3 protein-coding genes and 1 pseudogene are annotated in these 7,077 nt (G+C 42.5%); 2 read left to right on the top strand and 2 right to left on the bottom strand.

The genetic code is table 11. The features are described from left to right. Positions 1–706: 706 nt before the first annotated feature. A complete protein-coding gene (locus HMPREF9999_RS00465; protein ID WP_009436275.1) occupies positions 707–2,467 on the top strand; it encodes a putative transporter in 1,761 nt (586 codons plus the stop codon). A 149-nt stretch (positions 2,468–2,616) separates the two neighbouring features. Here the strand turns inward: HMPREF9999_RS00465 and HMPREF9999_RS00460 are convergent, their stop codons facing one another. After that, entirely contained in the window at positions 2,617–2,787 is a 171-nt protein-coding gene (locus HMPREF9999_RS00460) for a DUF362 domain-containing protein (RefSeq protein WP_009436274.1), read from the bottom strand. A 613-nt stretch (positions 2,788–3,400) separates the two neighbouring features. On the opposite strand from HMPREF9999_RS00460, the pseudogene HMPREF9999_RS00450 reads away from it, so the two are divergent. Then, positions 3,401–4,657, top strand: a pseudogene (locus HMPREF9999_RS00450) (malic enzyme-like NAD(P)-binding protein); the annotation flags it as partial. A gap of 221 nt (positions 4,658–4,878) precedes the next feature. On the opposite strand, the gene HMPREF9999_RS00445 reads toward HMPREF9999_RS00450, so the two are convergent. Continuing rightward, entirely contained in the window at positions 4,879–5,361 is a 483-nt protein-coding gene (locus HMPREF9999_RS00445; RefSeq protein ID WP_009436271.1) for an arginine repressor, read from the bottom strand. Between the last annotated feature and the right edge of the window lie 1,716 nt (positions 5,362–7,077).

Below are 7,077 nucleotides of genomic sequence, written 5' to 3'. Positions count from 1 at the left end.
AGGTGCAAGTATCGACTGTTTATTGTACTTGTATATTGTTTGTATTGTACTTGTATCATGTTATCTAGTACTTGTATTGTACTAGTTTCGTCTTTTGTAGTTCTTGTGTGTTGTTTGTATTGTACTTGTATCATGTTTTATAGTACTTGTATATTGTTTGTATTGTGCTAGAAACGTGTTAGTATGGTGCTTGAATCGAGTTCGTATTGTAATGCTAACGAACTCTCATAGTCGCATTTAGTTTGGCCATCCACAGAGCTTTAGAAGGGCGGCTTACGTTTTTGTACCTATTAGCATCAATTTTTTAAGTGGAATGTTCCTGTGTTTTTCTCGTTCTTTACACTAGTCTTCGCAGCTTATTAGCTTGTACCGTGTTCACATGCTCCCATCTGCTTTGATATAGCACACGATGCTTGATACACGATTGCAGTATTTTTAGGATAAGACGTTACTTTCACTTTGACCTATATTGAGTATCGATGGAGTTAGCTCTCTTAGCTTAGTAATCTCAGAGTGTATTGCACTATCAGGTACAATTCAGTTATTCAGTAAGTATCTGATTTTGTTCATGTATATTCTTGGTATATATCTTCATGAGTCCTGTTTTACTCTCCGATTTGAGCCACTTTCTCAGTATTACCTTTGTTTTGTTCGTATAAAATGCTTATATTTGCTATGTTAAATTAGCAAACTTTTTTACCTCCCTATGGACTGGATCATTAAACTTCTTACTGACCCTAAAAGTGCAGCGCACTTGCTGATTATTTATGCGCTAGTTATTAGTCTAGGCGTACGTTTTGGCCAATGGAAGATTGGCGGAAGAAAGAATGGCATCGCCTTTGGTGTAACCTGGGTGTTGTTTGTTGGCATTTTTGTAGGCCACATTTGCACGAATTTCCTCTATGACAATCCAGCTGAAGCCGTGGCTTATCAGCGACACATCATTGATATTGTCAAGGAACTCGGTCTCATCTTGTTTGTTTATTGCATCGGACTCCAGGTAGGTCCCAGCTTTTTCCAAGCTTTCCGCAAAGGAGGCCTCGGAATGAGCCTTTTGGCAGTGTTGCTAGTGCTACTGAACGTAGCAATGACACTAGGTTTATTCTTCCTTGCTGACAACACAGGTATTTTCTCTACACCTCACGACAAGGGAAATCTGGCTATGATGGTCGGTGTCATGTGCGGTGCAGTAACTAATACCCCTTCACTAGGAGCTGCCAACAGCATTTTACCCGAACTTTTCGGTGATACGTGTAATGTCCCTGCTATTGCTAATGGATATGCTTGTGCCTATCCTTTGGGTGTTGTAGGAATCATACTCTCCACAATTGCTTTGCGTTTTATCGCTCGCATTTCTCTGGAAAAAGAACAAGAGGAGCTTCGCCAACGCAACGAGTCGCATCCTGAAACCACTCCCAAGCACCTCATCATCGAAGTCAGCAATCTAGCAGTAGTTGGCAAGACACTAGAAGAACTCCGCAATTTCTTCAAGCGTCAGTTCGTAGTAACTCGTTGCATTTATCCCGACGGACAATTTGTTGTGCCCAATGCCACGACAGAAGTTTCTATGGGCATGCGTATTCACCTCGTATGTTCTGAACAGGATTCTGAAGCTCTCATCCAACTCATGGGTAAAACAGCAGAAGTAGGTCATGAGGAGCAAATAGACACAGTACAATATGTAAGTCGCCGCATGGTAGTGACTCGTGAAGAAATCACAGGTCGAAGCCTTGCCCAGCTGCATTTATCTTCACTCTATGGTGTGAATGTCACACGTGTCACTCGTGGAGGCATGGAGCTCTTTGCAGACCGAAATCTTCCTCTTCTTGTAGGTGACCGTGTTCTAGTCACTGGTACAGAAGAAAATGTTGAACGAGTTAAGTCTGTATTGGGTTCACAAGTAGAACGCCTCGATCATCCTAATGTCGGAGTCCTCTTCATGGGAATTCTTATTGGTCTCTTGGTGGGACAAATTCCCATTCCGTTCCCTGGTGTAGACGTTCCTGTGAAACTCGGTTTGGCTGGTGGTCCTCTCTTTGTTGCTATCCTCGTAGGTGCTTTTGGACATCGTTATCGCATCAACACCTATGTTTCTACTTCTGCCAACTTGATGTTGCGTGAGGTCGGCCTAATCCTCTTCCTTAGCAGTGTCGGTATCCAAGCTGGAGCCTCTTTCTGGCGCACCATAATGGCTGGAGACGGCATCCACTATGTATGGATGGGATTCTTGATTACCATAGTTCCCATTTTTATCTGTGGACTTATCGGCCGCTGGAAGCTCAAGCTCAATTATTTCACTCTTATGGGACTCATAGCAGGTGCCAACACCGATCCACCTGCCTTGGCTTTTGCCAATACGACTGCCGGTAACAATGCACCCGCAGTAGGTTACAGCACCGTATATCTCCCCGCAATGTTCTTACGTATCCTTGTTGCACAACTCATTCTGTTGTTCTTCCTCAGCTAAGGACGGTCCCCGCCAAAGAAAATCCCCACTATCGTGCTAACGATGGTGGGGATTTTTTTGAAAAGTAAAACTGATTTCGCAAGAAGAATGAGTCACTGAGAGTCAGCACTCAGTATTCTCGTCCGAGAAAGTTCAGTTTTCTAAAATGACTACTCCGCAGGAGCAATTACACCAGTGGGGCAAACGTCAGCGCAAGCACCACAGTCAATGCAAGTTTCGGGAGAGATAACGTAGATTTCACCTTCAGTGATAGATGCAGTTGGGCATTCGTCGATGCAAGTGCCACATGCAATGCAATCATCATTAATAATGTAAGCCATTGTGTAAGAATTTAATGAATGAATAAATGTTTGTTATGTTATGTATGTCTGTCATAGACCCATGCCCAGCCAAAGCCAGCCCTTACTATTTGCTGTCATCTCGACAGGAATCACTAAGGATAATACATGAATCTACGGCAAAGATACCTATTTCCGTTGTGCTTCCCAAGCATCTAGCCATCTTTTTGACCAAACAGACCTGTCGTTTACGCTTTTTCTACGCATCACCTTCCGATAATAAGCCATTTTTAGAGATAATTCTTCTACTGTAATTACTTTTCTAGCCTAAATTTCATAGCTGCATTCAGAGCTTCTTTAACGTAAACGGAGCTACCACCTTGTAAATTCCCACCTATCATGGCAATCATCAAGTCATCAGGCAAGAAAAAGAGCAAAAGGCACGTAGTTTGCAGAGAAAATTGTATCTTTGCCCTAATATCCGTGTGCATATTCTTGTTAGGAATCCGCATGCAATCCATCGTAATGGGAAATAGCTCCCTATAAGGGCCTTGCATCAACTATTTTTAGTATCAGATTTATAGTAAACCTCCAAACTATCAGACAGCATCCACGGAATTTATCCTATTAAAATCATAACATATACCATACGATTATGGCAAAAATCACGAAAGAAGCAGCCCTGGCTTACCACGAACAAGGGCGTCCCGGTAAAATTGAAGTTGTTCCTACAAAACCCCATGCCACTCAAACAGACCTTTCTCTTGCCTATTCACCGGGCGTAGCAGAACCCTGTTTAGAGATTCAAAAGAACAATGACGATGCCTATCGCTATACTAATAAAGGAAATCTAGTAGCCGTTATCTCTAATGGTACAGCCGTCTTGGGCTTAGGCGATATAGGTGCTGTAGCAGGCAAACCAGTGATGGAAGGCAAGAGCCTCCTCTTCAAAATTTATGCTGGCGTAGATGCTTTTGATATTGAGGTTGACGAGAAAGATCCTGAGCGTTTCATCCAAGTGGTAAAAGCCATTGCTCCCACATTCGGGGGTATCAACCTTGAAGATATCAAAGCCCCTGAGTGTTTTGAAATCGAGACTCGTCTGAAAGAAGAACTCGACATTCCCGTGATGCATGACGACCAACACGGCACAGCCATCATCTCTTGTGCAGGCCTTCTCAATGCCTGTGAAGTAGCGGGTAAGCGCATCGAGGATGTGAAGCTAGTGATGAATGGAGCAGGTGCAGCCGCTATTAGCTGTGCACGCCTCTATATCGCCTTTGGACTTAAGCCTAGCAACCTTATTATGCTTGATTCTAAAGGAGTTATCTCCGCTGATCGCACTGACATCAATGCGCAAAAGCGTGAGTTTGCCACACAGCGCACTGATGTGCGCACCCTTGCAGAAGCTGTTCAAGGTGCAGATGTCTTCGTAGGTTTGTCTAAGGGCAATGTTCTCTCTCAAGATATGGTGCGCACCATGGCAGAACGTCCCATCATTTTCGCACTTGCCAACCCAGTTCCTGAGATTTCATATGATGATGCTCGTGAAGCACGTCCTGATGTCATCATGTCCACTGGCCGTACTGACTATCCTAACCAAATCAACAATGTCTTAGGCTTCCCCTACATTTTCCGTGGAGCTCTTGACACAGCCTCTTCAGCCATCAACGAACCCATGAAGCAAGCTGCAGTGCGTGCCATTGCAGAACTTGCTCGCCAAGAAGTTCCTGCCTCAGTTAAGGAGGCTTATGGTGTAGATCATCTCGAGTTTGGGGCAGACTATTTCATTCCCAAGCCCGTAGATTCACGTCTTGTGGTTGAAGTTTCTTGCGCGGTGGCTAAAGCCGCCGTTGAAAGTGGTGTCGCTCGCAAACCTATCACAGATTGGGAAGCATATCGTGCTCAGCTTGCCGCTCGAATCCACTAATAGTAGAGGAATAATGCTCTCTACTAAGTAGAGGATATCCCTGTAGTAATCAAGGTCTCTTCTTCTTTTTCGCAGAAGTACATGAAGAGAGCCTCCAACAACAATCCCCTTCCATAAGGTCTAAAGCCTAGTGGAAGGGGATTGTTGTATGTTGAAAAGAGAAAATTAGTACTTCATCATATAAGTTGCTGATTCTAGAAAACCTATAGTATGATGTTTTTCACAGCGGGGAGTACCAAAGATAAATCATCTATAACCTGTTGTCGTGAAGCTCCTTCACGAACGATGGCTAAAATTGTGTCGTCACCTGCCAAGGTGCCGCAAATACTATTGAGTTTTTGCGCATCAATTTCTGTAGTGATGCCTGCCGCGTAGCCGGGCCTAGTGTGCATCACGACAATATTGCCTGAGAATTCGAGGCCTAGAAAGCCCGTGTTTCTCAAGAAATCTGGAGCTTCCACAGAAATCTTGCGTCTATACAGAGGATTATCGGGCAGAATATAGCGATAACCGCCAATGCTAGCCACTTTTGCGGCTTTTAACTTCTGCAAATCACGGGAGAGTGTGGCCTGTGTCACCTTATATCCTTCTGCTTCTAGTTCTTTGAGCAATGCTTCTTGGCTTCCTATCTCAGTATTGGCCAAAATTAGGCGCAGCACCTCTATTCTTTCGTGTCTTGGTTTCATGCGTTTTTTCTTATAACTTCAGCTTGCTGCGACAAAGATAGTAAATAATCCGTTTATGTACGCATTTTTCTATTAAAAAAATGTCTTGGTCATTGTTCACCCCCCCTGTTTTGAGACTCATATGTGAAAAAAATACCCTAAACCTTCTGTTTTGGTGAACAAGTCTTCTTCTTGTTTCTTCTCTGTTTTCGCAAGTTTCTTCTATCTTTCATCATTTTGGGGATAGATGATTCAACTTATCAGAGAGAAATGGGATATACATTGGTGGTCTTATTCCTTCAATATTAAGAAGAGGAGATGTTGAGGATGAAATTCCAAACCGAAAGCCATGGAGTGATGTGTCTTTTGTCCTAATGACAATGGTGGAGGTGGGTAGTTAAATTCTTCGTAAGAAGAAAATGTCGCTCTAATTCTTGAATTCAGAGCTAAGAAGTGGATAATATTTGTTCGCGCTTTTAGAGATGTATGGGAGACCTATGTGGAAGATTGCTGCGATTATTCTTGAAAAGAGGTGGATATTAGCGAAGATGCACTTTGTGTCTCCTCACATTATTGCGAGTCTACTTTCTTTTATAGCCTATAAATCGTCTAGTTATAGCGAAAAAAATGGGAATGACCCGTCTCTCGACGAAACATTCCCTCACAGAACTTATATAGAGATGAAAAAACTATCTCGAATTTAGGAGAGGATCGCTTGTAAGCTAAATCCCCTTTTGTCTTATTGACATTGCAAATATACGCACTATTAGTGAAACGACCAAATATATCAGCAATTATTTTATGCATGATTGTATTTTTCTTCTTTCTCTCTGAATTTAGGGATTATTCACCTCTTTTTAGCGTAATAATATTACCGAAAATAGGCTATCTTTATTGGACTTAGTTCTTTTTTTATGCGCAATTTCAAACGGAGTTCATGGAAACGAGTAGTGTTGTTTTAAGTTAGAAAGAACACGTCTTTTGCGATATAAGCAGGCTTGTTCGAGACTTTTTCAGTAAAATGCGACAATCTTATGCTATTTGCAGGAAAACTATGAAGCTATACCGAAGTTATCAGTTGTCTGTTTGAGACTTTAAAAGTAGTCTAAATTAGTTTTTTGTGAAAAAATGTACTTTGTTTGTTGTTCCTTGATAGATATTTTCTCCACTTTTTTGTATAAAGGATGTATATCTTGCGAACTTATTTAAATAAATTCGAATAAAGAATATGGGATGTGCAAGCCTTGCAGAATGAGTATACTAGAATCCTCTATGCTAGTGCTTTAGCTGTTCTCTAACTTAGAGTTCGCTTTATTCCGACACATCGAGAACTCTACGCCCACATCGCAAGGGGGCAGCATTGCCACTGCTTTTTCTAGGCAATCTCTGCCACGTGTTCGCGTTGCGGATGGAGCAAAAGCATAACAGTAGTGCTTTACCTTTTCTCCTCTCTTAGTGTATCGTGACCGAAAGACTGAGTTTCTGAGCCGTTAGTTTCATTTCCACCACGAATTGTTGTCTTTGATTGCACGCAAATCGACAACTTGCGCGTGAAAGATCGGCAAGAGTGAGTCTCCCCCTTATGATGCCCAAGTGCAGCCCAAAGATTCGTGCGCTAGTCACGCGCAGTCTACATCTCCCCACAGGGCGTAGTGCTGTGTATTTTGACTCTTTTATTGCCATCTTCCTCATTTGGAAAGGAAAAATGCTTTAGTTAGAAAGGAACTCTCGGAGAAC

It is taken from the genome of Alloprevotella sp. oral taxon 473 str. F0040, assembly GCF_000318095.2.
Taxonomy (GTDB): Bacteria; Bacteroidota; Bacteroidia; order Bacteroidales; family Bacteroidaceae; genus Alloprevotella.
The sequence above is the reverse complement of the archived record's forward strand: the minus strand, read 5'-3'. Positions and strand labels throughout refer to the sequence as shown.